Here is a 1838-nt window from a genome sequence, read left to right on the forward strand (position 1 = left end):
CGCCTCAGGTGAGGCCTCCAGGGTGGTCTTGAGGTCACCGCTCCGGGGCCACCAGAATTCATCGGCATCGCTGTGGATCACCCAGCTGGCCCCCAGTTCGGCGGCCAGTCGCGCCATCCGCGTCACCCACACCGCCTGGTCGTGGGTGTGTTCCGGTTCCTGCAGCAGCCGCAGCCGGCCGCCCCGTTCAAAGCGCTTGAGGATCTCCAGGCTGCCGTCCACCGAGCCGTTGTCGGTGGCGATGATCAGGTCGACGCCGCGCTCGAGGTGGAAGCGCAGCATCGGCTCGAGGATGTCGGCTTCATCCCGGCAGAGCAGCGTCAAGGCCAGGGTCATCGCGGCGTCCGGGGGGATCGGGTTGGCCGCAGCACCGGTTCCGGGCGATGGCTGCTGCGGCCGTAATACCAACGCATTTGCGGCGTGAGGTTCGGCAGCGGCAGGGCATGGGAGGGCCCGATCGCCAGGCTCTGCTCGATCAGTTGTTTCAGCTCGGGATCCTCGAATTGTGCCGGGCTGCGCTCGAAGCCAAAGCAGCGGAAGTCGTCGCGGTGCAGCACATGGGCCAGGGCCCTCAGGTCGGGGTCCCGTTCGAGTTGATCGAGAGCCGCCGAGGGCCTGCGGCCGTCGCCAGCCCCCACCCGCTGCAGTTGGGCAGTCAGAGCCGCCGGCAGCTCCAGCCGGGCGCTCAGTGCGTTCAGGTCGTCCGCCAGCTGGCCGCAGCGCAGCAGCGTGTCCACCATCGGTTTGCTGCCGTAATGGCTGAACCAGCTGATCGGGAAGCCGTGCACATAGCGCAGGTCATGGGCATCCATCGCCCCCGGCAAGCGACGCAGGTAGTGCAGCATTTGCTCACGGCTGGGGGGCTCGTGGCGCATCTGCAGCTCGCTCTCCCGGCTGTGCTGGCGGTAGTACTCCCGGCAGGCGGAGGCCAGGCGCTGATAGGGATGGCGGATGCAGGCCACCACGTGATAGCGGCGGAGGAAGCGCCATTCCTTGCGATGGCGCAGGTCCATCAGCGGTTGGTGGGCCAGGTCCACCTGGCGCTGCAGCACCGCATCGAAGCCGAAGTCAAAGAAGCTCACCACATCCCGTCCCTCGGCGGCGTCCTGCCAGGCGGTGCGCAGGGCGGTGCCGGCGCATTTCGGCACGTGCAGGAACACCAACCCCAGGCTGTGGTCAATGATCATTCGGCGTCGCCGAGGAACTCGAGGATCTCGCGGTCCTTCAGGTTCTGCGCTTCACCGCGGCAGATGTCGCGCAGTTGTCGGCCGGCGGCGACTTCCTGAAGGCAGCGCTGCAGGTTGCCGACGGTGCTCTCCAGTTCGTCGATCCGGTCCATCAGGTTGCGGATCACGTTGGCCTCCGCATCCGGCAGGGCGGAGTGGGCCAGGGGATTGATCCGCACACCGCTCTGGTGAATGACGCGGCCGGGAATGCCCACCACCGTGCAATCGGCCTCCACATGGCGCACCACCACCGATCCGGCGCCGATCCGGGTGTTGGTGCCGATCGTGATGGCGCCGAGCACCTTGGCGCCGGCCCCCACCACCACGTTTTCGGCCAGCGTCGGGTGGCGTTTGCCGTGCTCCTTGCCGGTGCCGCCGAGGGTGACCCCTTGATACAGCAGGCAGCGGTTGCCGATCTCCGCGGTTTCGCCGATCACCACACCCATGCCGTGGTCGATGAACACGCTGGATCCGATGCGGGCTCCGGGGTGAATCTCAATGCCGGTCAGGCCGCGCCCCACCTGGCTCAGGCAACGGGCCAGCAGTTTGAGCGGCAGCCGGCTGCGCCAGAGCCGATGGCTGATGCGGTGCAGGCTGATGGCCTGGAAACCG

The 1838-nt window shown here is 67.6% G+C and carries 3 protein-coding genes; all 3 read right to left on the reverse strand.

Going from position 1 to position 1838, the window contains the following annotated elements; genetic code table 11:
• The coding region (locus tag ACGVKB_RS04990; RefSeq protein ID WP_392350176.1) for a glycosyltransferase family 2 protein at window positions 1-336 on the reverse strand (336 nt) is incomplete at its 3' end.
• Window positions 333-1187 (reverse strand): sulfotransferase family 2 domain-containing protein, encoded by an 855-nt coding sequence (locus tag ACGVKB_RS04995; protein ID WP_392350177.1) that lies wholly within the window; start codon window positions 1185-1187, stop codon window positions 333-335. The genes ACGVKB_RS04995 and ACGVKB_RS04990, both read right to left, overlap by 4 nt.
• A partial coding sequence (epsC, locus tag ACGVKB_RS05000) for a serine O-acetyltransferase EpsC (protein WP_392350178.1) occupies window positions 1184-1838 on the reverse strand: 655 nt, incomplete at its 5' end. The genes ACGVKB_RS04995 and epsC, both read right to left, overlap by 4 nt.

This window comes from Parasynechococcus sp. (assembly GCF_042954325.1).
GTDB lineage: Bacteria > Cyanobacteriota > Cyanobacteriia > PCC-6307 > Cyanobiaceae > Parasynechococcus.

Excerpts from the sequence above, each read along its gene's own strand:
- ACGVKB_RS04995 (WP_392350177.1), bottom strand. The coding sequence starts at position 1,187 with ATGATCATTGACCACAGCCTGGGGTTGGTGTTCCTGCACGTGCCGAAA.